The 22,581-nt window shown below is 69.6% G+C and carries 19 protein-coding genes and 1 pseudogene; 14 read left to right on the plus strand and 6 right to left on the minus strand.

All coding sequences use genetic code 11. The features are described 5' to 3' along the window. The first annotated feature begins 33 nt into the window (after positions 1-33). The 9 genes and pseudogenes from NDR87_RS22400 to tpiA all read left to right on the plus strand — a co-directional run bounded on the left by NDR87_RS22400 (position 34) and on the right by tpiA (position 10,083). On the plus strand, positions 34-921 hold the full coding sequence (locus NDR87_RS22400) for a LysR substrate-binding domain-containing protein (protein WP_251915049.1): 888 nt from the start codon (positions 34-36) through the stop codon (positions 919-921). Between the two features lie 10 nt (positions 922-931). Continuing rightward, positions 932-2,908, plus strand: coding sequence for an excinuclease ABC subunit UvrC (uvrC, locus tag NDR87_RS22405; RefSeq protein WP_251915047.1), 1,977 nt, complete (start codon positions 932-934; stop codon positions 2,906-2,908). Between the two features lie 196 nt (positions 2,909-3,104). After that, the gene (gene rapZ, locus NDR87_RS22410; protein WP_372494266.1) at positions 3,105-4,004 is read left to right on the plus strand and encodes an RNase adapter RapZ; all 900 of its coding nucleotides are present in this window, start codon (positions 3,105-3,107) and stop codon (positions 4,002-4,004) included. Next, complete coding sequence (yvcK, locus tag NDR87_RS22415; protein WP_251915043.1) at positions 4,001-5,047, plus strand: uridine diphosphate-N-acetylglucosamine-binding protein YvcK; 1,047 nt, start codon at positions 4,001-4,003, stop codon at positions 5,045-5,047. Before rapZ ends, yvcK begins: the two co-directional genes overlap by 4 nt. Next, positions 5,038-6,021, plus strand: a complete 984-nt coding sequence (gene whiA, locus NDR87_RS22420; protein ID WP_251915040.1) for a DNA-binding protein WhiA — start codon at positions 5,038-5,040, stop codon at positions 6,019-6,021. Before yvcK ends, whiA begins: the two co-directional genes overlap by 10 nt. A gap of 193 nt (positions 6,022-6,214) precedes the next feature. Continuing rightward, positions 6,215-6,298 (plus strand): annotated as a pseudogene (locus NDR87_RS22425) (hypothetical protein); the annotation flags it as partial. A gap of 760 nt (positions 6,299-7,058) precedes the next feature. After that, the gene (gene gap / locus NDR87_RS22430) at positions 7,059-8,078 is read left to right on the plus strand and encodes a type I glyceraldehyde-3-phosphate dehydrogenase (protein ID WP_251915038.1); all 1,020 of its coding nucleotides are present in this window, start codon (positions 7,059-7,061) and stop codon (positions 8,076-8,078) included. 4 nt (positions 8,079-8,082) lie between these two features. Beyond that, positions 8,083-9,294, plus strand: a complete 1,212-nt coding sequence (pgk, locus tag NDR87_RS22435; protein ID WP_251915036.1) for a phosphoglycerate kinase — start codon at positions 8,083-8,085, stop codon at positions 9,292-9,294. Positions 9,295-9,297: 3 nt separating this feature from the next. Then, positions 9,298-10,083 carry a triose-phosphate isomerase gene (tpiA, locus tag NDR87_RS22440; RefSeq protein ID WP_251915027.1) on the plus strand — a complete coding sequence of 262 codons (786 nt, stop codon included), beginning with the start codon at positions 9,298-9,300 and terminating at the stop codon, positions 10,081-10,083. Positions 10,084-10,163: 80 nt separating this feature from the next. Here the strand turns inward: tpiA and NDR87_RS22445 are convergent, their stop codons facing one another. Continuing rightward, on the minus strand, positions 10,164-10,976 hold the full coding sequence (locus NDR87_RS22445; RefSeq protein WP_251915026.1) for an SAM-dependent methyltransferase: 813 nt from the start codon (positions 10,974-10,976) through the stop codon (positions 10,164-10,166). A 92-nt stretch (positions 10,977-11,068) separates the two neighbouring features. On the opposite strand from NDR87_RS22445, the gene NDR87_RS22450 reads away from it, so the two are divergent. Next, positions 11,069-12,247: a cytochrome P450 gene (locus NDR87_RS22450; protein WP_251915025.1), complete on the plus strand. Its 1,179-nt coding sequence runs from the start codon at positions 11,069-11,071 to the stop codon at positions 12,245-12,247. A gap of 141 nt (positions 12,248-12,388) precedes the next feature. On the opposite strand, the gene NDR87_RS22455 is transcribed toward NDR87_RS22450, so the two are convergent. Then, on the minus strand, positions 12,389-15,124 hold the full coding sequence (locus NDR87_RS22455; protein ID WP_372494257.1) for a thiamine pyrophosphate-dependent enzyme: 2,736 nt from the start codon (positions 15,122-15,124) through the stop codon (positions 12,389-12,391). A gap of 59 nt (positions 15,125-15,183) precedes the next feature. Next, positions 15,184-15,969 (minus strand): META domain-containing protein, encoded by a 786-nt coding sequence (locus tag NDR87_RS22460; RefSeq protein ID WP_251915024.1) that lies wholly within the window; start codon positions 15,967-15,969, stop codon positions 15,184-15,186. Positions 15,970-16,252: 283 nt separating this feature from the next. Here NDR87_RS22460 and NDR87_RS22465 point away from each other — a divergent pair, with 283 nt between their 5' ends. Together NDR87_RS22465 and secG are read left to right on the plus strand one after the other, a co-directional pair. Continuing rightward, positions 16,253-17,869 carry an MFS transporter gene (locus NDR87_RS22465; protein ID WP_251915023.1) on the plus strand — a complete coding sequence of 539 codons (1,617 nt, stop codon included), beginning with the start codon at positions 16,253-16,255 and terminating at the stop codon, positions 17,867-17,869. 51 nt (positions 17,870-17,920) lie between these two features. Beyond that, complete coding sequence (secG, locus tag NDR87_RS22470) at positions 17,921-18,157, plus strand: preprotein translocase subunit SecG (RefSeq protein WP_251915022.1); 237 nt, start codon at positions 17,921-17,923, stop codon at positions 18,155-18,157. On the opposite strand, the gene NDR87_RS22475 is transcribed toward secG, so the two are convergent. Beyond that, positions 18,141-19,250 (minus strand): YbfB/YjiJ family MFS transporter, encoded by a 1,110-nt coding sequence (locus NDR87_RS22475; protein WP_251915021.1) that lies wholly within the window; start codon positions 19,248-19,250, stop codon positions 18,141-18,143. The genes secG and NDR87_RS22475 overlap by 17 nt on opposite strands. 70 nt (positions 19,251-19,320) lie before the next feature. On the opposite strand from NDR87_RS22475, the gene NDR87_RS22480 reads away from it, so the two are divergent. Beyond that, positions 19,321-20,154 carry a LysR family transcriptional regulator gene (locus tag NDR87_RS22480; RefSeq protein WP_251915020.1) on the plus strand — a complete coding sequence of 278 codons (834 nt, stop codon included), beginning with the start codon at positions 19,321-19,323 and terminating at the stop codon, positions 20,152-20,154. Here the strand turns inward: NDR87_RS22480 and NDR87_RS22485 are convergent. Then, entirely contained in the window at positions 20,105-20,995 is an 891-nt protein-coding gene (locus tag NDR87_RS22485) for an SDR family NAD(P)-dependent oxidoreductase (RefSeq protein WP_251915019.1), read from the minus strand. The two genes, NDR87_RS22480 and NDR87_RS22485, sit on opposite strands and share 50 nt — an antisense overlap. A 54-nt stretch (positions 20,996-21,049) precedes the next feature. Here NDR87_RS22485 and NDR87_RS22490 point away from each other — a divergent pair, with 54 nt between their 5' ends. Then, positions 21,050-22,051 (plus strand): alpha/beta fold hydrolase, encoded by a 1,002-nt coding sequence (locus tag NDR87_RS22490; protein ID WP_251915018.1) that lies wholly within the window; start codon positions 21,050-21,052, stop codon positions 22,049-22,051. On the opposite strand, the gene NDR87_RS22495 is transcribed toward NDR87_RS22490, so the two are convergent. Next, the gene (locus NDR87_RS22495; RefSeq protein ID WP_251915017.1) at positions 22,035-22,544 is read right to left on the minus strand and encodes a nitroreductase family protein; all 510 of its coding nucleotides are present in this window, start codon (positions 22,542-22,544) and stop codon (positions 22,035-22,037) included. The genes NDR87_RS22490 and NDR87_RS22495 overlap by 17 nt on opposite strands. Positions 22,545-22,581: the final 37 nt, after the last annotated feature.

Here is a 22,581-nt window from a genome sequence, read left to right on the forward strand (position 1 = left end):
CGTTGGAGTAGATATCTCTGAACGAGTATCGTGATGAATATGTTCGATCCGGAGCTGCTGCGGACCTTCCTCGCCGTCGAGCGGGCCGGGGGCTTCACCGCGGCCGGTCGGATTCTGGGCCTGCGGCAATCGACGGTCAGCGGGCACGTCGCGCGGCTCGAGCAGGCGGCCGGGCGGGAGCTGTTCCGCCGCGACACCCGCAATCTCGCGCTGACCGCCGACGGCGCGGCCATGGTCGGCTTCGCGCGGTCCATCCTGGACGCGCAGGCCCGGGCCGAGCGCTACTTCTCCGAGTCCCGGCTGACCGGCCTGATCCGGCTGGGCGCCTCCGACGATGTGATGGCGCGCGAACTGCCCGACGTGCTGTTCGAATTCCAGCGCAGCCATCCGGGCGTGGATCTGGAGCTGACCGTGGGGCTCAGCGAGAATCTCAAGACGCGCATGGCGGCGGGGGAACTTGATCTGATGGTCGGCAAGCGGCTGCCCGGCGAGCAGCACGGTGAGCTGCTGTGGCGCGACCGGCTGGTCTGGGCGGGCCGTTCGGGTGCAACGGGTTTCGAGGATCCGGTGCCGCTGGTGACCTATCCGCCGCCGAGCATCACCCGCCACGTCGCGCTGCGCGCGCTGGAGCGGGAGGGGCGGACCTGGCGGATCGCCTGCGTCAGCGACAGTCAACTGGGCTTGCGGGCGGCCGTGTTGGCCGGGCTCGGGGTGGTCGTGCACGCCGAAAGCCTGCTGCCGCCAGGGCTTTTCGCGGTAGAGGACACCCGCCTGCCCGGGCTGGGAGAGCTGGAGTTCGTGCTGCTGCGCCGCCGCGACCGGCTCTCCGAGCCCGAACGCGCGCTCTACGAGGCCATCACCGCCGCGGCGCGGCGACTGCGCTCGGATACTCCGGGTCCACCTGTCGGTGCAGGTCGTTAACCTGGTTCCCGTGGCAGATCCCGCGACCTACCGGCCCGCGCCGGGCACCATCCCCGTCGAACCCGGCGTCTACAAGTTCCGGGACGCGCACGGGCGGGTCATCTATGTCGGCAAGGCCAAGAGTCTGCGCAGTCGGCTGAATTCCTACTTCGCCGACGTCGCCTCGCTGCATCCGCGCACCCGGCAGATGGTCACCTCGGCGGCCAGCGTGGAGTGGACGGTCGTCACCACCGAGGTGGAAGCCCTTCAGCTGGAATACAACTGGATCAAGGAATTCGATCCGCGCTTCAACGTCCGCTACCGCGACGACAAGACCTATCCCATGCTCGCGGTGAGCATGAACGAGGACTATCCTCGGGTGTTCGTCTACCGGGGCGCGCGCAAGAAGGGCGTGCGCTACTTCGGCCCCTACGCCCACGCCTGGGCGATTCGCGAGACCGTGGATCTGCTGCTGCGGGTGTTCCCGGTGCGCACCTGCTCCAACGGGGTCTTCAAGCGGCATCAGCAGATCGGGCGGCCGTGTCTGCTGGGCTATATCGACAAGTGCTCGGCCCCCTGTATCGGGCGGGTCAGCGCCGAGGAGCATCGCCGCATCGCCGAGGATTTCTGCGACTTCCTCTCCGGCAAGACCGACCGGATGGTGCGCGAACTCAAACGCCAAATGCAGGACGCCGCAGCGGATCTGGATTTCGAGACCGCCGCCCGGCTGCGCGACGATGTGCAGGCGCTCGAACGCGCGCTGGAGAAGCAGGCGGTGGTGCTGGGCACCGGCACCGACGCCGATGTGATCGCCTTCGCCACCGACGAGCTCGAGGCGGCGGTGCAGATCTTCCACGTGCGCGACGGCCGGGTACGCGGTCAGCGCGGCTGGGTGGTCGACAAATCCGGCGACGCGGTCGACGACGTCGAGACCGGTGGCGAACTGCCCGCCCTGGTCGAGCAGTTTCTCACCCAGTTCTACGGCGAGCAGGCCGCCTTCGCCGAGGACACCGACACCGAAACCCCCGCCACGGTGGTGCCGCGCGAGGTGCTGGTGCCCGCGCTGCCGACCGATCCGGATCAGGTACAGGGCTGGCTGTCGGAGCTGCGCGGCTCGGCGGTGCAGCTGCGGGTGCCCCAGCGCGGCGACAAGAAGGCGCTGATGGAGACCGTGCAGCGCAATGCCGCCGAGGCGCTGGCGCAGCACAAGCTCAAGCGGGCGGGTGATCTGACCGCGAGATCGGCCGCGCTGCAGGGGATTCAGGACGCGCTCGACCTCGACTCGGCCCCGCTGCGCATCGAATGCGTCGACATCAGCCATGTGCAGGGCACCGATGTGGTGGCCTCGCTGGTGGTGTTCGAGGACGGGCTGGCCCGCAAATCGGAGTACCGGCACTACACCATCAAGGAGGCCGCGGGGGAGGGGCGCTCCGACGATGTGGCCAGTATCGCCGAGGTGACCCGGCGACGGTTCTATCGGCTGCGCAAGGATCTCGAGGCCCTCGAGGCCGAGGACGGCGACAATCCGACCCCCGGCATCGATCCCAAGACCGGTAAGCCGCGCAAGTTCTCCTATCCGCCCAATCTGTTCGTCGTCGACGGCGGCGCGCCGCAGGTGAACGCGGCCGCCGAGGTGCTCGACGAATTGGGCATCACCGATGTCGCGGTGATCGGGCTGGCCAAGCGGCTCGAGGAGGTGTGGGTGCCGAACGAGCCCGATCCGGTGATCATGCCGCGCAACAGCGAGTCGCTGTATCTGCTGCAGCGGGTGCGCGACGAGGCGCACCGGTTCGCCATCACCTTCCACCGCAGCAAGCGCTCGCGCCGCATGACCGCCTCCGCGCTGGACTCGGTGCGCGGGCTCGGCGAATCGCGGCGCACCGCGCTGGTCACCCACTTCGGCTCGGTGGCCCGGCTCAAGGAGGCTACGGTAGAGGAGATCACGGAGGTGCCGGGCATCGGGGTGGCGACCGCGAAGGCGGTGCTCGCGGCCCTCAACGGTGAATGAGCGCGAATCGAACGACTCGCGTCCGCGGCGGGGCGCGCAGACGAAATCGTCACGACCAGGTTTCGTCCCTCGCGTGTGTCCGCCGCCGGAAGCGTGTGCAGGGCAGGATGATCGAATGAACAGCCAGAGACGGACCCGATAGGACATGACCAGCGTCGAATCGAACAACAGCGCGGCGGACCCCCGCGCCTCGGCGGTGCCCGCGCGGCCCGGCTCCGACGGCGCGGGGGTCGAGGTGGTCATCGTCACCGGGCTGTCGGGGGCCGGACGCGGGACCGCGGCGCGGGTGCTCGAGGATCTCGGTTGGTATGTGGCCGACAATCTGCCGCCCGAATTGATCGCCCGGCTGGTCGAACTGGGCTCGGCCACCGAGCCGCCGATCCGCAAGCTGGCACTGGTGATGGACGTGCGCAGCCGCTTCTTCACCGGCGATCTGTCCGGGGTCACCGAACAGCTGCGCGCCGCGGGGGTGCGCACCCGGGTGCTGTTCCTCGAGGCCTCCGATGACGTGCTGATTCGCCGGTTCGGCTTCGCGCGCCGACGCCACCCGCTACAGAGCGAGAGCGCCGACGGTACGCTGTCCGCCGGCATCACCGCCGAGCGGCAACGCTTGGCGAGGGTGAAGACCGCGGCCGATCTGGTCATCGACACCACCGCGCTGTCGGTGCATCAACTGCACCGCAAGCTGGAGGAGGCCTACGGCAGCGGCGCACCGACCGCATTGCAGGTGACGATCCAATCGTTCGGTTTCAAGTACGGAGTTCCGCTGGACGCCGACATGGTGTTTGATTTGCGTTTCCTGCCCAATCCGCATTGGGTACCGGAACTACGCGAATACACCGGACAGGACGCGGTGGTCAGCGAGTACGTGCTGTCGCAGCCGGGCGCCGACGACTATCTGCGGACCTGTCGGCATCTGATCGATCTGACGACCAACGGGTACCGCCAAGAGGGGAAGCGTTACATGACCGTGGCAGTGGGCTGCACCGGCGGTAAGCACCGCAGTGTGGCGATGGCGGAGGCGCTGGGCGAAGCGCTCGGCGAGGCCGATCGCGATGTCGTGCGCGTGGTGCATCGAGATCTGGGGCGGGAATGACCGACGAGAACTCCGCGCCCGCGATCGTCGCGCTGGGCGGTGGTCACGGGCTGTACGCGACCCTGAGCGCGGCGCGGCGGATGACCGAACGGATCACCGCCGTGGTGACTGTGGCCGACGACGGCGGTTCATCCGGCCGGCTGCGCGCCGAGTTGGGCATGCTGCCGCCGGGCGATCTGCGCATGGCACTGGCCGCGCTGGCCGCGGACACCGACGGGTTGTGGGCGCGCACGGTGCAGCACCGCTTCGGCGGCACCGGCGCGCTGGCCGGGCATTCGGTCGGCAATCTGATCCTGGCGGGTCTGACCGAGGTGCTGGGCGATCCGGTCGCCGCCCTGGACGAGATGGGCAAGGTGCTCGGGATCACCGGCCGCGTGCTGCCCATGTCGCCGACCCCGCTGACCATCGAGGCCGACGTATCGGGCCTGGAGGCCGATCCGCGGGTGAGTCGCTGCATCCGCGGTCAGGTCGCGGTGGCGACCACGCCGGGCAAGGTGCGGCGGGTGCGGCTGATTCCGCAGGATCCGCCCGCCAGCCCCGAGGCGACCGCGGCCATCGAGCACGCCGACCTGGTGATCCTCGGGCCCGGCTCGTGGTTCACCAGTGTCATCCCGCATGTGCTCGTGCCCGGTCTGCACGACGCCCTGGTGCATACCCGTGCCCGAAAAGTGCTGGTACTCAATCTGGCCGCCGAGCCCGGAGAGACGGCCGGATTCTCCGCCGAGCGGCACCTGCATGTATTGTCCCAGCACGCACCGGATTTCGCGGTCGACCACGTGGTGGTGGATTCCGGGTCCGTACCCGAGGGTAGGGAACGCGAACATGTGGCAAGAGCTGCCGAACAGCTGCGTGCGCGAGTAACCTTCGCTGATGTCGCCGAGGCGGGAACGGACCGGCACCACCCTGGAAAGCTAGCCGCCGCACTGGATCAGGTGATCCGGCAACCTCGGCCGGAATTGGCAGGGCTTCGAGTCGAAGGACGGCACCGCGGCCAGCAGGTGCGGTCCGCGTTGGGTGGAAAGGAGCGGGTCTCGTGGCGATGACAGCCGAGGTGAAGGACGAGCTGAGCCGTCTCTCCGTCTCGCAGGTGAGTTCACGCAAGGCGGAGTTGTCGGCGCTACTCCGGTTCGCCGGCGGCTTGCACATCGTCGGCGGCCGCGTGATCGTCGAGGCCGAGGTCGATATGGGCTCGATCGCGCGGCGGCTGCGTCGGGAGATCTTCGAACTGTACGGCTACGGTTCGGACGTGCACGTTCTCGGCGCCGGGGGTCTGCGTAAGACCTCCCGCTACGTCGTGCGGGTGTCCAAGGAGGGCGAGGCCCTGGCCCGCCAGACCGGTCTGCTCGATGTGCGCGGGCGTCCGGTGCGCGGCCTGCCCGCCCAGGTGGTCGGCGGCAGCATCTCCGACGCCGAGGCCGCTTGGCGAGGGGCGTTTCTCGCGCACGGCTCGCTGACCGAGCCCGGCCGCTCCTCGGCGCTCGAGGTGAGCTGCCCCGGCCCCGAGGCCGCCCTGGCCCTGGTGGGCGCGGCCCGGCGGATGGGTATTTCGGCCAAGGCGCGCGAGGTCCGCGGCACCGATCGCGTCGTGGTCCGCGACGGCGAGGCCATCGGCGCCCTGCTCACCCGCATGGGCGCCCAGGACACGCGCCTGACGTGGGAGGAGCGGCGCATGCGCCGCGAGGTCCGCGCCACGGCCAACCGCCTGGCCAACTTCGACGACGCCAACCTGCGCCGCTCGGCCCGCGCCGCGGTCGCCGCCGCGGCCCGCGTTGAACGCGCCCTGGAAATCCTCGGCGACGACGTGCCCGACCACCTGGCCGCCGCGGGCCGCCTGCGCGTCCAGCACCGCCAGGCCTCCCTGGAGGAACTGGGCCAACTGGCCGACCCGCCGATGACGAAGGACGCGGTGGCGGGCCGCATCCGCCGCCTGCTGTCGATGGCCGATCGCCGCGCCAAGGAGCTGGGCGTACCCGATACGGAATCCGCCGTCACCGCGGAACTTCTCGAAGACGCCTGAACCAGACATTTTCCCGATGCCGCCGTCGCACGAGATCCCTTGTGCGGCGGCGGTTTTCGCGTCTCTGATTCGGTTTATCCACAGGCGAAAAGTTATCCACAGACACCCTCTCGAGCAGCCTCCGGAACGGCGGCGATGCGGTAGGTTCGAACCCTGATCGCAGGGGCAACCGAACGCACAAGGGGGAGAGACGATGACGACATTGGCTCAGCTGGAGGCGAGGGTGGCGGCACTGGAAGCGAATCAAGCCGAGGGGCGGGCGACGCTTGCCGCGGTGCACGCACTCGACGTCAAAATGGATGTCCATTACGAGGAGAACGCTCGACGATTCGCGGTGCTCGAGGAGGGACAGGCGGATCTCGGTGCGAGGGTGGCGGGGCTGGTCGAGGGGCAGGCATCGCTGGTCGCTGGGCAGGCGTCGTTGGAGGCTGGGCAGGCATCGTTGGAGGCTGGGCAGGCATCGTTGGTCGCTGGGCAGGCGGCGTTGGAGGTGGGGCAGGCGTCGCTGGTAGAGGGGCAGGCATCGTTGGTCGCTGGGCAGGCGGCGTTGGAGGTGGGGCAGGCGTCGCTGGTCGAGGGGCAGGCATCGTTGGTCGCTAGGCAGGTGGCGTTGGAGACGGGGCAGGCGTCTCTGCAACGGCAGGCGGATATTCAGCGGAAGCTGACGAACACACTCGGGGAACGACTGGCGGAGTTTCAGAATGAGACCCGGGCTGGGTTCGACCGCATGGACGAAGGCTTCGCCCGCACCGATGGATGTATCGCGGACCTACGTGGTTCGATTCGGTCGCTGGAGGAGGGCTTTGCCGAGATGAAAGACGTGCTGGTGCGGGCATTCGATCGCCGCGACAACCAGTGAGTCGGCCCCCCGCGGCGAGGTGACGATCGGTCGGCCGCACGCGTCGCGGGTCGGCCGGTCAGCACAGCTCACGCACGCATATTCGCTGTGAGCAGGGGCATGTCTGTGCCATCACAGGCGGGCATTAGGGTGGACTTTGCAACGGAACGAATCCGCTTGAAAGCTGAGGAGCGATAACGTGACTGTCCGGGTAGGCATCAACGGCTTCGGCCGCATCGGTCGTAACTTCTTCAGGGCGGTGGAGGCGCAGAAGGCGCTGGGTACCACGGATATCGAGATCGTCGCGGTCAACGACCTCACCGACAACGCCACCCTGGCGACCCTGCTGAAGTACGACTCCATCCTCGGTCGGCTCCCGCAGGACGTCTCGCTCGACGGCGAGGACACCATTGTGGTGGGCGACCAGCGGATCAAGGCCCTCGCCATCAAGGAGGGCCCGGCGGCCCTGCCCTGGGGCGACCTGGGTGTGGACGTCGTGGTCGAGTCGACCGGCATCTTCACCGACGCCACCAAGGCCAAGGGCCACCTCGCCTCGGGCGCCAAGAAGGTCGTCATCTCCGCGCCTGCCAAGGGCGAGGACATCACCATCGTGATGGGCGTCAACGACGACAAGTACGACGGCAGCCAGAACATCATCTCCAACGCCTCGTGCACCACCAACTGCCTCGGCCCGCTGGCCAAGGTGCTCAACGACGAGTTCGGCATCGTCAAGGGCCTGATGACCACCATCCACGCCTACACCCAGGACCAAAACCTGCAGGACGGCCCGCACAAGGATCTGCGCCGCGCCCGCGCCGCCGCGCTGAACATCGTGCCGACCAGCACCGGTGCGGCCAAGGCCATCGGCCTGGTGCTGCCCGAGCTCAACGGCAAGCTGGACGGCTACTCGCTGCGTGTCCCGGTGCCGACCGGCTCGATCACCGACCTGACCGCGGACCTGGCCAAGAAGGCCACCGTCGACGAGATCAACGCCGCCTTCAAGGCCGCCGCCGAGGGCCCGCTCAAGGGCATCCTGAAGTACAACGTCGACCCGATCGTCTCCAGCGACATCGTCACCGATCCGCACTCCTCGATCTACGACGCGCCGCTGACCAAGGTGATCGACGACCAGGTCAAGGTGTACTCCTGGTACGACAACGAATGGGGCTACTCCAACCGCCTGGTCGACCTGCTCGGCCTCGTCGGCAAGTCGCTGTAAAGCCATGGCAGTCAAGACACTTCAGGATCTGCTGTCCGAGGGTGTCGAGGGTCGGGGCGTGCTGGTGCGCTCCGACCTGAACGTCCCCCTCGACAACGGCGTCATCACCGACCCGGGCCGCATCGTCGCCTCGGTCCCCACCATCAAGGCGCTGGCCGAGGCCGGCGCCAAGGTGATCGTGACCGCCCACCTGGGCCGCCCGAAGGGCGAGCCCGACCCGAAGCTGTCGCTGGCCCCGGTCGCGGCGAAGCTGTCGGAGGAGCTGGGCCGCAATGTGCAGCTCGCCGGTGATGTGGTCGGCCAGGACGCGCTCGCGCGTTCGGAGGGCCTGACCGACGGCGATGTGCTGCTGCTGGAGAACATCCGCTTCGATCCCCGCGAGACCAGCAAGGACGACGCCGAGCGCGGCAAGCTGGCCCGGGCCCTGGTCGAATTGGTCGGCGACGACGGCGCTTTCGTCTCCGACGGGTTCGGCGTGGTGCACCGCAAGCAGGCCTCGGTCTACGACGTGGCCAAGCTGCTGCCGCACTACGCGGGCGGTCTGGTCGCCACCGAGGTCGAGGTGCTGAAGAAGCTGACCAGCGATCCGGAGCGGCCGTATGCCGTCGTCCTGGGCGGCTCGAAGGTCTCCGACAAGCTCGCGGTGATCGAGGCGCTGGCCCCCAAGGTCGACACCCTGGTGATCGGCGGCGGCATGTGCTTCACCTTCCTTGCGGCCCAGGGCCTTTCGGTGGGCACCTCGCTGCTGCAGGAGGAGATGGTCGACACCTGCAAGAAGCTGCTGGAGACCTACGGCGACGTCATCCACCTGCCCCGCGACATCGTGGTGGCCGACAAGTTCGCCGCCGACGCGGAGTCGAAGGTCTTGCCCGCCAACGAGATTCCCGATGGCTGGATGGGCCTGGACATCGGCCCGGAGTCGGTCGACCGGTTCGGCGCGCTGCTCACCGAGGCGAAGACGGTGTTCTGGAACGGCCCGATGGGCGTGTTCGAGTTCGAGAAGTTCGCCGCGGGCACCCGCGGTGTCGCCGAGGCGATCGTGACGGCCACCGGTAAGGGGGCGTTCACGGTGGTCGGGGGCGGCGACTCGGCCGCGGCCGTGCGCACCCTCGGCCTGCCCGAGGACGGTTTCTCGCATATCTCCACCGGCGGCGGCGCGTCGCTGGAATACCTGGAGGGCAAGGAACTTCCGGGCATCGCGGTGCTGGAGGACTGAGCCATGGCGCGTAAACCCCTCATCGCCGGCAACTGGAAGATGAACCTCAACCACCTCGAGGCCATCGCCCTGGTGCAGAAGATCGCCTTCGCGCTGCCGGACAAGTACTTCGACAAGGTCGACGTCACGGTGATCCCGCCGTTCACCGACATCCGCAGTGTGCAGACGCTGGTGGAGGGCGATCGGCTGCTGATCACCTATGGCGCGCAGGACGTCTCGGTGCACGACTCCGGCGCGTACACCGGCGAGATCAGTGCGTCCATGCTGGCCAAGCTGGGCTGCACCTTCGTCGTGGTCGGGCACTCGGAGCGGCGGCAGTACCACACCGAGGACGATTCCGTCGTGCTGGCCAAGGCCAAGCAGGTGCTGAAGAACGGCATGACCCCGATCGTCTGCATCGGCGAGGGTCTCAACGTCCGCGAGTCGCAGACGCACGTCGCCTACAACCTCGAGCAGTTGCGCGGTTCGCTCAAGGGCCTGACGGCCGAGGAGATCTCGAAGGTCGTCATCGCCTACGAGCCCGTATGGGCCATCGGCACCGGCCGGGTCGCGACCCCGTCGGACGCGCAGGAGGTGTGCGGCGCCATCCGCGCCGAACTGGCCGAGCTGGCCGATCCGGAGGTCGCCGCGAGCGTGCGCGTCCTCTACGGCGGTTCGGTCAACGCGAAAAACGTCGGTGAGCTGGTCGCCCAGACCGACGTCGACGGCGCCCTGGTCGGCGGTGCGTCGCTCAAGGGCGACGAATTCGCCACCCTCTCGGCGATCGCCGCGGGCGGTCCCCTGCCCTGATCGGCTGAAGACCGGACGGCCCGGTATCGCTCGCGCGATACCGGGCCGTAGTCGGTTCGGCCGCCGGTCGGTCGATGCGGTTACGGGATGCGCGCGACCGCACCGAGCATGGAGACCGCCTCGGGACGCGGGTGGGCCCGCCAGCCCTCCGGTCGCCAGGCCATGATCGATCCGATGCCCGGGGGTTCGATCTCGAGGCCGTCGAAGAAGGGGGCGAATTCGGCCGTGGAGCGTAGTCGGAACGGAATGCCGCTGCGTTTGTTGGCTTCCTCGCTCTCGGCGATGTCCTCGGGGGTGAGGTGGTCGCTGGTCGCATGGCTCATCACCAGGTAGCTGCCCGACGGCAGCGCCCGGCACAGCTCGCGGACCAGTTCGTAGGGCTGCTCCTCGTCGACGATGAAGTGCATGACCGCCACCAGCATCAGTGCCACCGGCCGGGTGAGGTCGAGGGTGGCGAGCAGGTCCGGATGGTGGAGGATGGTTTGGGGCTCGCGCACGTCGGCCTCGAGATAGGCGGTCTTGCCCTCGGGGGCGCTGTTGAGCAGGGTGCGGGCGTGCACGGCCACGATCGGGTCGTTGTCGACGTAGACGATGCGCGAATCCGGCGCGATGTCCTGCGCGATCTCGTGCACATTGCCCGCGGTCGGCAGGCCCGTGCCGATGTCGAGATACTGCCGGATCCCGGCCTCGGCGGCCAGGAAGGTCACCACGCGGCGCAGGAACGCGCGATTCTCCAGGGCGGAGAACTGCACGCTGGGGAACGCCTCCGCGACGAGCTCGGCCGATTCCCGGTCGGCCTCGAAATTGTCCTTACCGCCCAGCCAATAGTCGTATCGGCGGGCCGGATGCGGTTTCGACACGTCAATTCCGGGCGGCGCCCATTCGGAGTCCACTTACGCCCCTTTCCTCTCGACTACTGTGATCCTGTCAGCGCGAATTCGCGAACCGGGTAGCGACACCGCCGCGCTCATGGAAGGCTCGGTCAATGCAATTGCAGTACAGCCCTTACGATTTCGACGTTCACGACGACCCGTACCCGTACTACGCCCGGCTGCGGGCCGAGGCGCCGGTGTTCCGGAACGAGGTCGACGACTTCTGGGCGTTGTCGCGGCACGCCGATGTGCTGGCGGCGTTTCGGGATTCCGATCGCTTCTCCAGCCGCAACGGCCTCCGGATGGAGCCCGCGTTCTGGGGCCCGCAGGCCGAGCAGTTCTTCTCGTTCGTGGCCATGGATCCACCCAAGCACACCCGGCTGCGCGGGCTGGTGACCAAGGCGTTCACCCAGCGCCGGGTGCTGTCGCTGGAGCCGCGGGTGCGCGAGATCGCGCGCGGGCTGCTGGAGCCGCTGCTCGAACGCGGCTCGTTCGACCTGATGAGCGAGTTCGCCGGACCGTTCCCGACGCATGTGATCTCCGAACTCGTGGGTGTGCCGGAGGCCGACCGCGAGCTGGTTCTGCGGCTCGGCATGGAGATCATGTACACCGATGAGGAGTCTACCGACCTTCGTCCGGAGGCGATGCAGGCGATCGGTGCGCTGGTCGGCTACTACACCGAGCTGACCATCGAGCGCAGCAAGCGGCGCGGCGACGATCTGCTGTCCGGATTGCTGGACGCGGCCGACGGCGCGGACCGGCTGACCCCGGAGGAGATCGTCGGCGTGCTGATCCTGCTGATCGGCGCGGGCATCGAGACCACGATGCTGACGCTGGGCAATCTCTGGTACGCCGGATGGGAGCATCCCGATCAGCGTCGGCAGGGCTTCGACGGTCGCCTCGACGCGTTCATCGCCGAGGGGATGCGCTACGACCCCGCGACCCAGTCGAATCTGCGCACTACCACCGAGGAGATCGAGCTGCACGGCGTGCGCATCCCGGCCGAGTCCCGCATCCTGCTGCTGTCCGGCTCGGCCAATCGCGATCCGGAGGTCTTCGAGCATCCGGACGCCTTCGACCTGGATCGCGATACCAGTGCGTCGCTGGTCTTCGGCAGCGGCCGCCACCACTGCCTCGGCTCCAATCTGGGCCTGCTGGAACTGCGGGTGGCGCTGCAGGAGATCGCCGCCCGGGTGGCCGACTACGAGATCGATCCGGCCGGGACGAAACGAGTGCACGCGTCCAACAACCGCGGCTTCGCCTCGGTGCCGACCACGATCAAGACTCGCTGACCGCACCCGAACCGGTCGGCCCGGCGATGCCGTTGCGCCGCACCGCATCACGCCCGGGGGTTCGGGGATGCTGGACCGGATCCAGAGGGGCACTGGTCCGTGCCGATCGGCGATCGGCACGGACCCGGTGGCGCGGGCGGCCTACGGTCGGGCGATGACCCGATCGTCGGGCTCGGCGGCGGGGCGCTCGACCAGCCGCTGTGCCGCCGTCTCGATCGTGGACTCGTCCAGCAGCACCGCCGCGGTGGCGGGACCGAGCGGGACGAAGCTGTCGACGCTGGTGACTCGGGCGATCGGCCCGGTGAAGCCGCCGTCGAGGAGGGCGGCGCAGACCGATTCGGAAACGCCTCCGCTGCGGCGGGTTTCGTCGGCGACGAGCACCCGGCCGGTGGCGTGGGCGTGCCGCAGCAGATCGTCGGTGGGCAGGGGGCTGAGCCAGCGCAGGTCCAGAACGCGGGCCGCGACGCCGCGCTCGGCGAGTCGGCGGGCCGCGCGCAGGCTCATGCGAACGCCGTTGGCGAAGGTGACGATGGTCAGATCCGCGCCGTCGCCGTAGATCCGGGCGCGGCCGATGTCGACCGGATCGCCGGAGACCGGTGCGAGCCAGTCGTCGTCACCGGATTCGTACAGATCGCGGGTGTGATAGAGGGCGATCGGTTCCAGGTACACGCACACCCGCCCGTCCACCCGCGCCGCCGATACGCAGGTCCGCAGCATCGCGGCCGCGTCGTCGGCGCGAGCGGGGGAGGCGACCACGACGCCGGGGATGTCGCGCAGCGCGGCAACCGAATCGTCGTTGTGGAAGTGACCGCCGAACCCCTTCTGATAGGCGTATCCGGCGATCCGGACGACCATGGGATTGCGATACCGCCCACCCGAGAAGAATCGCAGCGTCGCGGCCTCGCCCCGGATCTGATCCAGCGCGTTGTGCACATAGGCCAGATACTGGATCTCCGGAATCGGCACGAACCCCGCCAGCCCCGCCCCCAACGCGGTCCCCAGCACACTCTGCTCGTCGAGCAACGTATCGAACACCCGCCCCCGCCCGAACGTCTTCTGCAACCCCTTGGTCACCCCGTACACGCCACCCTTGCGCCCGACATCCTCCCCGAACACCAGAATGTCCCCATCCCGCTCCAGCAGCGCCCCCAATGTGTGATTGATCGCCTGCGCCAGCGTCATCGAATCCGCTACCCGCGCAGCGTAATTCGCCCCACCCGCGACTGCCCGTCGCCCGCCCCGCGCCGAACCACCGCTTCGAAGCGAAACCGTATTCCCCGCATCGCCATTCCCGATCCGGCCGGCCACGCCACCGGCCGCGCCGGAACCCCCGCCACTTGGCCTCGCGATTCCGCGGACCACCTCGCTACCCGCGAAGCCCGCCTTGCGGGGGTCATCGGTCGCTTCGGTTTGCGGGCCGCCCGCGCTCCCGGCGCTACGGTTGCCGGTCGCGTCGGTCCGTGCGGCGCGCGCTTCGGCGTGGCCGCTGGTTGCGCTGGTTTCGATGCCGCTTGCGCTCTCGGCGCTGTTGCCGGTTGCGGTCGATGTGCCTGTGGCGGAGTCCCACAGCCCGGCAACGGGGTTGGCGGTGGATTCGGCGGCGTCGCCCGCGGCGGCCACCGAGCTGCCCGGGCGGACCGGTGGTAGGTCGAAGCCGTTGGCTCCGTGGGCGGCTCGATCGTTGTCGGTGGGGTCGGGTGCGGCCGCGTGCAGCGTGTCGAGTCGGGCCGTGCGCAGGGCGTCCTCGCGGACCGCGGCCGGGTGGCTGGGGGCCAGGGGGGCGATCACCTCCGCGGTGGTGCTCAGTTTGCGTTCGTCGGCGACGCGGGCCGCGGTCTCGATGACCTGGGCCGCGATCGAGTCGTAGCGTTCGAGGATCTGGTCGGGGGTGGCGGCGCCGGATTCGACCAGGAGGGCCGCCGTGGCCGCGACCGGGTCGCGGGACAGGTCGGCGGTGATGTCGGCGGCGCGGCGGTAGGCCGATTCGACATCGGATCCGGCGTGGCCGAGTAGGCGGACGGTGCGCAGACGAAGGAAGGCGGGGCGGCGGTGTTCGCGGACCCAGCGGGCCGCCTCGGCGGAAACCTCCAGGGCCGCAAGCAGTTCCGAGCCGTCGGCGGTGAAATATCGCAGGCCGGGGCGAGAGCCGTAGGCGTGTTCGATCCAGTCGGTGGGGGTGGGGACACTGATGCCGATGCCGTTGTCCTCGCAGACGAACAGCACCGGCATCGGAACCTGCTGGTAGGCGGTGTGGATCGCGGCGTTGACGGCGCCGGTGGCGGTGGAGTGGTTGGCCGAGGCGTCGCCGAAGGTGCACAGCACCACCGCATCGGTGGGCCATTCGCTACGCAGACCCAGTCGTTCGGCGCGGTCGAGGGCGAAGCCCAGGCCGACGGCGCGCGGTAGATGCGAGGCGATGGTCGACGTTTGCGGAATCACCGCCGCGGGCTGGGAGCCGAAAACCTTGTGCCGTCCACCGGATATCGGATCGGCGGCCGCGGCGACCACGCCGAGCAGCACGTCGCGAATCGGATCCAGGCCGGGCACTCGGCGGCAGCGGTGGACGAAGAACGCACCCGAACGATAGTGCAGCAGCGCGGGATCGGTGGTGCGCAGCGCGGCCGCCAGCGCCACATTGCCCTCGTGACCCGACGAGCCGATGCTGTAGTACCCGCGCCCGGCCGCGGTCAGGCGGCGCGCGGCCAGATCGAGATGGCGGCTGGTGGCCTGTGCGTCGAACAGCTCCAGACAGGTCAGACCCGTGTACGGGCTGCCCGTCCGGATGGGGTCGGTGGCGGCGCGGCGGGGTCCGGGGGTCGCCGCCTGCACCGCCTCGCGAAACCGTCGATCCAGTTCTGCTTCTCGTTCGTTGATCACATCTCCAATAATGTTGTGTCGCAGCGGCCTGTGGGCCGAAATTTTTCCATCGGATCGGATCAGTCCTGGGCGCGCAGCACGAGGCCGGTGTTGTTGCCGTCGTTGCGCAGGGTGAGGGTGTCGGCATCGATCGTGGCGCGGGTCTTGCCGTCGAGCGCCTCGAGCACCTGCCGCTCCACCTCCATCACCTCGGGTTCGCAGGCCATCCGGGTGGTTGCGATCCGGAAGGTGATCTCCTGGCCACCCGCCGCGATCGCGGCCGTTCCGGTCATCCGGTTGCAGCCCGCACTACCGCTGACCTGTCCGTCGGCGCCGATGGTGAGATTGGGTTTCGCCTGCTCCAAGACCTGTGAGGTGATCTGGCCGTTGGGCCGCACCAGCGTCGTCACCGTCCAGGCGGTGCCGGTGAGCGGCCGATCGGGCTGGGCCACCTTCTTGTCCAGCATGGTGACCGTACTGCCGTTGCCGGTCAGGGTGAGCGTGCTGCCGTCCAGCTTCCAGGTCGGCGCGGACTGCAGCAGTCCGGTCTGCCAGCCGTCGGCCCCGCCGCGTTCACCCGGGCAGCCCATCATCGTGGTCGCCAGTCCGGACACCCGCAGCACCGCGCCGTCGAATTCGACCGGGCCGCTGCTGGTATTGCATCCGGCCTGCGCGGATATTCGCCCGTCGGCGAAGGTCAGCACCAGCGGGCCGCCACCGGGGATCGCGGCGCCCTCGACCTTGGTGGAGACAAAGGTGTGGCCCATCGGCGTCGGCCCGTCGGAGTGGTCGTGGTCCGACGAGCATCCGATCACCAAACCCGCGATCGCCATGAGCGGCATCCAGCGCAGCGAAATGGCCGACATGTGGCGATCGTAGCCGCGGTGCGGGCGGGTGAACCCGCGATCGCGATCCGGCGATTCGCGCCCCCGGGTGGCCTCGCCACTCGAAAGGTATGGACGCGTCGGCGGACCGCTGCTGGAGGGGCGGATGGGGCTCGCGACGGACCGGGCCGGGCTCGGGTCACCGATGCCGTGCGCCCGGGCCCGGAAGCGGTGCGCTCGCATCCCGAGGCGCCCGGGGGCTCTCATTCCGAGGCTTCGGGCTCGCGTCCCGGGTCCTCCCGACGGCTCTGACTACGCTCCGACTATGACCGCACCGCCGACCGCACCCGTATCCACCTGGGCGCCCTTGGCCTCGCGCGTGTACCGGGCATTGTGGATCGCGCAGCTGGTCTCCAACCTCGGCACCTGGATGCAGACGGTCGGCGCGCAGTGGCTGCTGGTCGACGAGCGGAATGCCGAGACGCTGGTCTCGCTGGTGCAGACCGCCACGACGCTGCCGGTGATGCTGCTGTCCATCCCCTCGGGGGTGCTCGCCGATCTGCTCGATCGCCGCCGACTGCTGATCGGCGCGCAGTCGGCCATGGCGGTCTGCGCGGGGGTGCTGACGGTGGTGACGGCCACCGGGGCGATCACCCCGGGCGTGCTGTTGACGCTGCTGTTCCTGCTCGGTGTCGGGCAGGCGATGACCGCGCCCGCCTGGCAGGCCATCCAGCCGGAGTTGGTGGCGCGCAACCAGATTCCGGCGGCCGCGGCGCTGGGCAGTATGAGCCAGAACGTGGGCCGCGCGGTCGGGCCCGCGATCGCCGGGGCGTTGGTGTCGCTGGTCGGGCCGACGCTGGTGTTCGCGGTGAACGCCGCCTCGTTCCTCGGGGTGGTCGCGGTGCTGGTCGCCTGGCGGCGGCCCGCGACCGATCAGGACCTGCCCGCCGAGCGCCCGATCGCGGCCCTGCAGACCGGGCTGCGGTTCATCCGCGCCGCGCCCGCGATCCGGCGGGTGCTGGTGCGATCGATCCTGTTCATCGGCCCGGCCAGTGCGCTGTGGGCGCTGCTGCCGGTGGTCGCCCACGCCCGGCTCGGGCTGTCCTCGTCGGGGTACGGCCTGCTGCTGGGTGCGCTGGGGGTGGGCGCGGTCGGCGGCGCGACCCAGCTGGCGCGGCTGCGGCGCGCGCTGAGCCCGACCCGCCTGCTGGCGCTGGCTGCGGTGCTGTTCGGCGCGGCGACGGTGGCCGCGGCGGTGGCGCCGTCGGCGTGGATGGTGCTGGTGGCGTTGGTGTTCGGTGGGTTCGCGTGGCTCACCGCGCTGTCGACGATGAATTCGATCATGCAGCTGCTGTTGCCCGCGTGGGTGCGGGCGCGCGGGCTGTCGGTGTATCAGCTGGTGTTCATGGGCGGGCAGGCGGTCGGTGCGCTGGTGTGGGGCGTGGTGGCCGGGGCGTTCGGGACGGCGGTCGCGCTGTGGTGCGCCGCCGCCCTGCTGGGACTGTGCGCGGTGAGCACGCTGTGGCTGCCGGTGCGGGTGACCGCCCTCGACACCACGCCCGCCGCGTACTGGCCCGAACCGGAGCTCGAGATCGAACCCGACCCCGAGGACGGGCCGGTGCTGGTGCTGGTGACCTATCACGTCCCCGACGAGGCGGCCGCCGACTTCGCCGCGGCCATGGCCCGGGTGGGTCGCTCCCGCCAGCGCACGGGTGCGATGGAGTGGCGGCTCTATCGCGATGTCGGCGCGGTCGATCGTTATATCGAGGCGTTCGTGGTGCGGTCCTGGGAGGAGCATATGCGCCAGCATCAAGTGCGGCTGACCGCCCAGGACCGGCTGGCCGAGGACGAGATCGAGCGCTACACCACCGGGGTGAGCCGCACCCTGCATCTGGTGGCCGTGCCGCCGGTCCAGCCGGTGCGGACATGGCGGCGGGGCTGATCGCCGTGGCGGATTCGAGGCCCGCGCGGGTGTTTGCATAAACTGTCGGGCATGCGCATGTTCCTGGATATCCTCCTGATCATCACCAGCGTGCTGCTGGTGCTGCTGGTCCTGTTGCACCGGGCCAAGGGCGGAGGCCTGTCCAGCCTGTTCGGCGGCGGCGTGCAGGCGAGCCTGTCGGGTTCGACCGTCGCGGAGAAGAATCTGGACCGCATCACGGTCTTCATCGGATTGATCTGGCTGATCTCGATTCTCGGCATCGGCTTCGAGATCAAGTTCGCGTCCTGATCCACAGCGCCACACCGGTCGCCGCCGCCAGCACGACGGCGGCGATGGCGAAGGCCGCGGCGTAGCTCGACCCCAGGACGGGCGTCACCACCAGCGGCCCCAGCACCTGGCCGAGTCCGTATCCGGCCGTGAGCGTGGCGGCCGCACCGGCCCCGGCCAGGTCGTCGCCGATCTCGATCGCCAGCATCGTGATGCCCATGAACGTCGCACCGAACAGCGCCGCCGACACCAGTGCCGTGATCGCGCCCGGCGACAGCGCCGGCAACAGCGCGGAGCAAACCTGCAGCGCGAGCGCGATCACCAAGGCGTGCACCGGAGTTCGCCGCCGGGCCAGGACGCCCCACAGCACGGTCGCGGGCGCGGCGGCCAGGCCGACGAGCACCCATACGGTGGTGCCGAGCGTCGCGTCCCGCACCGCGGCCACCAGGAAGGTGCCGATCACGATGTACCCCAGCCCCTCCAGGAAATAGGCGATCAGCAGCGCCCGCCACGCCCCGACCGACCGGGTCGCGCCCGCCCGCGCCCGGCGTCCCGGCACGATCTCGAGGTTCGCTGCCGGAAGTAGCAGCAGCGCGGTGAGCGCGGCCGCGCCCAGCCACAGCGCCTGCCACGACACCAGCGGCCCGAACACCAGCGCCAGCGCGCCGGTGAGCGCTATGCCACAGCCCACCCCCGCGAAGGCGATCCCGGCCGCCCGCCGCCGGTTCTCGTGCCGGACCGCGATCCCCGCACAGCCGATGAACACCACCGCGCTGGCGATGCCCGCGATCAGCCGCAGCGCCGCCGGGACGGCGGCCGGGGCGGGCCAGGCCATCAGCGCCTCGCTGAGCACCAGGGTGCCCGCGGCGGCGCGAAAGGTGGTGCGCCCGACCCATTCCGGTCGTCGTGCCAGCGCGACCGCGCCGATCAGATATCCGGCGTAGTTGGCGGCCGCGATCACCGCGCCCGCCTGTGCGCCGATCCGGCCCGCGCCGACCATCACCGGCATGAGCGGTGTGTAGGCGAAGCGCCCGATGCCCACAGCGGCCGCGAGTCCCGCCGAGGCCCGGACCGCGGGCGCCAGGGTGTGCTGTCGAGGAAGCGTGATTGTCACGTCATTCGACGCTAGGGCGCGGGAACCACCCCGTGAAATGCTTTCTGCGCACCATGTATACGCTGGACGCATGGATCTGGAGCTGCGGCACCTGCGCGCCTATCTCGCGGTGGCCGAGGAGCGCAACTACACCCGCGCCGCGCACCGGCTGCATATGACCCAGCCGTCGCTGACTCGCACGATCCAGCAGTTGGAGCGCGTCCTGGACTGCCGGTTGATCGAGCGCACCTCGCGCCGGTTCGCCCTCACCGACGACGGCGAGCAGTTCCTGACCGCCGCCCGCCGGATCGTCGCCGATCTCGACGCGGCCGTCGCCGATCTGCAGTTGCGCTCGGCGGTGTCGATCGGCTTCTCGTGGCTGCTGCCCGACGCCTGGTTCGCCGCGGCTCGCACCCGCTTCGAGGCCCTGGGCGGTCATGTGCAGATCCATCGCATCGACGATCCGATCTCCGCGCTGCTGTCCGGAACCATCGATATCGCCCTGTTCCGCAAGGACATCCGGCTACCCGCCCAGCTGGCCACACGGGTGATCGCGACCGAACGGCGCGTCCTCGCGGTCTCGGCCCACTCCCCGCTGGCCCGCGCCCGCTTCCTGAACTGGAACGACGTCGCCCGATACCCGTTGGTGGTCAACACCATCACCGGCACCACCGACGAAACGTCCTGGCCCACACCCCGCCCCGCCCGCCCCGTCGTCACCTGCACCAATTTCGACGAATGGATCGAACTGATCGCCGCCGACCGCGGCATCGGCGCGGTCCCGGAACTGGCCCGCCACCGCGCCCCGCATCCGGGCGTGGTCTACCTCGACGTTCCCGACGCCCCACCGTCGCAGGTCCACCTGGTCTGGCGCGTCACGCCCGCCCCGCCTCGCTCGGTCCAGCGTTTCCTGGATGTGGCGTGATCGGTTGCGAGTACGGGAGGCGGCCGTCTATATCGGTGAAGCCGTAGGCGTCGGCGAGATCGACTACCCGCCAGGGCCTTCCGGTGCGATCGCGACGATTCGGATCGGTGGCCAGGGCGACCACCGCTCGGCCGGGGAAGTGCGGGGTTTCCGCGTCGTTCAGATCGAAGGTGCCTTCGCCGGGCAGGGTGACCAGGCGACGGCCCTCGGGATCGGGCGGGATCAGTTGCAGTAGTTCGGTGTTCACGATGCCGGGCCAGAGGGAGACGACCGTGACCGCGGTGTCGGCGAGGTCGTGGGCGAGGTCGGCGGTCAGGCGGTCGACGGCGGCCTTGCCGACGCCGTAGACGGCGTTGTGGGTGTAGTGCTCGGCTCCGGGCGAGGAGATGTTCACGATCAGCCCGCCCGTTTCGATGAGCAGGCGGGCGGCGAAGTGGCTTGCCACGTAATGGGATCGGACGCCGATGTCGAAGCCGGAGTCCCACGCCTTCGGCGGCACCTCCCAGAACGGCTTGCCCAGCCAGCGGGCCGAGGCCGGAGAGTTGTAGACATTGTTCACCAGCACGTCGAGGCGGCCGTGATCCGCTCCGACCTTGGCGAACAGCGCGGCAACCGCCTCGTCGTCGCGATGATCGCAGATGTGGGGAATGCCGATGCCGCCGAGTTCGTCGATGGCCGCGGCGGTTTCGGCGACCGTGCCGGGCAGGCGGCCGGGTGCGGTGGTGCGGCCGGTGACGTACACCGTCGCGCCCGCGGCGCCCAGCTCCAGCGCGATGCCCTTGCCGATGCCCCGGCTGGCGCCGGTGACGACCGCGACCCGGTCGGCGAGTATTCCGTTCACGACTCCGGGACACTACCGTGAAATAAGAACACGTTCTAGTACTCGGGAGGCGGCGTGGAGCCGACATATCGGTTCGTGCGGACCGGCGACGTTCGGATGCACGTCGCCGAACAGGGGCGAGGCTGTCCGGTGATCTTCTGTCACGGATTCCCGCACGGCTGGTTCGTCTGGCATCGGCAGCTGGCGGCGCTGGCGGCCGCGGGATACCGGGCGATCGCGCCGGATCTGCGCGGCTACGGGCGCACCGAGGCCCCCGCGGGGATCGAGGCGCACACCAATCGCGCGGTGATCGGCGACCTGCTCGCCCTGCTCGACGACATCGGCGCGCGGCGGGCGGTATTCGTCGGCCTGGACTTCGGCGCGCAGCTGGTGTGGGAGCTGGCGCTGCGGGAGCCGCAGCGGGTGGCGGCGATCTTCGTGCTGAACAACCCCTACGCGCCGCGTCCGCCCAAGCCGCCGTCGGCGTTCTGGCAGCGGGCGGCCCAGCGCCACTTCCTGCATCTGGCCTACTTTCAGACCCCCGGCGTGGCCGATGCCGAACTCGCCGCCCGCCCCCGGGAATTCCTCGCCCGGGTGTTCTACTCCCTCAGCGGCGACTACCACTACCTCGACACCTGGAAGAATCCGCCCGGCCTCGGCTACCTCGACGTCCTGCCGCAGGCCCCCGCGCTGCCCTGGCCGTGGCTCGACGAGAGCGAAGTGGACACCCTCGCGGCCGAATTCGAGCGCACCGGCTTCACCGGGCCGCTCAGCTGGTACCGGGCCCTGGACCGCAACTGGGAGCTGACCGCCGACCTGCCCACTACCGTCGAGGTCCCCACGCACTTCCTCTACGGCGAGAACGACCCGGATATGGAGGGTTTCAGCGGCCGCGATCCGCTCACCACCATGCGTGCACACGTCCCCGACCTGCGCGCGGTCGAGAAGATCCCGGGCGCGGGACATCTGGTCCAGCTGGAACGCACCGCGGCCGTGAACGATTTCCTGCTCCGGCACCTGTCCGCCCTCGACCTGCCCGCACCGGCCGAGGCGCGGGCCGTCACGGAACCCAGGTGAGCAGATCGTCCACCGACAGCCGCCCCAGCGGAATCGCCGTGGGGGAGCGGTGGTTCTCGTCGTCGGTATAGCCGAGGGCGATCGCGTGGCGCGGCAGCCAGCCCGGCGGCGCGGCGAGGATGTCGGCGGCCTGGCGGACGTTCTCGTCGGGATGGAAGGTGGTGACGCAGCTGCCGAGGCCGCGCTGCTGGGCGGCCAGGCAGACCGATTGGGCGATGCGGCCCAGATCGAATTCGGTGTCGCCCATGCCGTTGTCCTCCGACAGCAGCACCAGTACCAGCGGCGCGCGGCTGAGCAGCATGGCGTAGTCGCCGAAGCGCGACAGCGCGCCGCGCATCCGCGGATCGGTCACCGCGACGAAACGCCACGGCTGCCGATTGCGCGCGGAACCGGTCCAGCGTGCCACATTGATGACCTGCTCGATGGTCACCCGGGGCACCGGATTGGGCTGGAAGTGCCGCACCGATCGCAGCGTCGTGATCGCCTCGTCCACCGGCCCGACGCTACCGGCTGCCCCCGGATCACTCATC

Origin of the sequence: Nocardia sp. CDC159 (assembly GCF_023740735.1) — a bacterium.
GTDB lineage: Bacteria > Actinomycetota > Actinomycetes > Mycobacteriales > Mycobacteriaceae > Nocardia > Nocardia pulmonis.

What these genes read in the sequence shown, in the direction of transcription:
- NDR87_RS22480 (WP_251915020.1), top strand. Translation starts at nt 19,321, where the DNA reads ATGGATCTGGAGCTGCGGCACCTGCGCGCCTATCTCGCGGTGGCCGAG.
- yvcK (WP_251915043.1), top strand. Translation starts at nt 4,001, where the DNA reads ATGACCGACGAGAACTCCGCGCCCGCGATCGTCGCGCTGGGCGGTGGT.
- tpiA (WP_251915027.1), top strand. Translation starts at nt 9,298, where the DNA reads ATGGCGCGTAAACCCCTCATCGCCGGCAACTGGAAGATGAACCTCAAC.
- NDR87_RS22450 (WP_251915025.1), top strand. Translation starts at nt 11,069, where the DNA reads ATGCAATTGCAGTACAGCCCTTACGATTTCGACGTTCACGACGACCCG.
- NDR87_RS22460 (WP_251915024.1), bottom strand. Translation starts at nt 15,969, where the DNA reads ATGTCGGCCATTTCGCTGCGCTGGATGCCGCTCATGGCGATCGCGGGT.
- pgk (WP_251915036.1), top strand. Translation starts at nt 8,083, where the DNA reads ATGGCAGTCAAGACACTTCAGGATCTGCTGTCCGAGGGTGTCGAGGGT.
- secG (WP_251915022.1), top strand. Translation starts at nt 17,921, where the DNA reads ATGCGCATGTTCCTGGATATCCTCCTGATCATCACCAGCGTGCTGCTG.
- NDR87_RS22400 (WP_251915049.1), top strand. Translation starts at nt 34, where the DNA reads ATGAATATGTTCGATCCGGAGCTGCTGCGGACCTTCCTCGCCGTCGAG.
- NDR87_RS22465 (WP_251915023.1), top strand. Translation starts at nt 16,253, where the DNA reads ATGACCGCACCGCCGACCGCACCCGTATCCACCTGGGCGCCCTTGGCC.